We start from the raw sequence: 748 nt of genomic DNA, 5'->3' as shown, positions 1-748 counted from the left end.
CCCCCCAGCACCGCCAGCAGCAACAGCGTCGACAACACGAACACCATGGGGTCGACGAACCAGCCGAGATAACCGATCGAGAAGAACACGCCGCGCAGGCCGGAGTTGAAGTGCTTTCCGGCCAGCATGTTCATTTGCGCCGCACGCCACACCGCCGTTTCGGTGACCGGATTGCGCGAGGCTTCGCCATGCGGGATCGGTACGGCGCCGATCAGGATCGTGCAATAATTGAACAGCCGGTACGCCCAGCCGAATTTGAAGAACGAAAACGCCAGGATCAGCACCAGCCCAAACACCTTTATCTGGAAGGCCGCGCGCGACGGCGCGCCACCCAGAGGCAGGTCGCTGAGCACTTCAAGAACCCGGTCGGACGCGCCGAGCAGGGCAAAGCAGCCGCCGATCGCGATCAGCGAGCTGGAGGCGAAGAAGGCGGTGCCTTGCTGCAGCCCGCTCATGATGGCGGTGTCGACGATGCGGATCTCGCGCTCGGCCATGGTCCGCATCCAGGCTTGCCGCTGTGCATTCATCGCCGTCGTCAGCGACATCCGGCTGACAAGCTTGCCGTCGGAGGCAAACGTGTGCAGCAGCCACGCGACGAGGAAGAAGGCCAGCGCCGCGAGATCGGCTGTCGAAAGATCGAGGGAATCGCCCATGGCCTGAATTTATCACATTCAGGGCGATCGCTTCGATGTCCGCATTCAGCGATCGTGCCAATGTCGCTGCCGGAGCAAACAAGGTCGGCGGGTGC

At 62.8% G+C, this 748-nt stretch carries 1 protein-coding gene; it reads right to left on the bottom strand.

Annotated elements, in window-relative coordinates:
* A partial coding sequence (locus EN884_RS37650) for a DUF599 family protein (RefSeq protein WP_128361214.1) occupies nt 1-653 on the bottom strand: 653 nt, incomplete at its 3' end.
* Between the last annotated feature and the right edge of the window lie 95 nt (nt 654-748).

Origin of the sequence: Mesorhizobium sp. M7A.F.Ca.AU.001.01.1.1, assembly GCF_004022735.1 — a bacterium.
Taxonomy (GTDB): domain Bacteria; phylum Pseudomonadota; class Alphaproteobacteria; order Rhizobiales; family Rhizobiaceae; genus Mesorhizobium; species Mesorhizobium ciceri.
The sequence above is the reverse complement of the archived record's forward strand: the minus strand, read 5'-3'. Positions and strand labels throughout refer to the sequence as shown.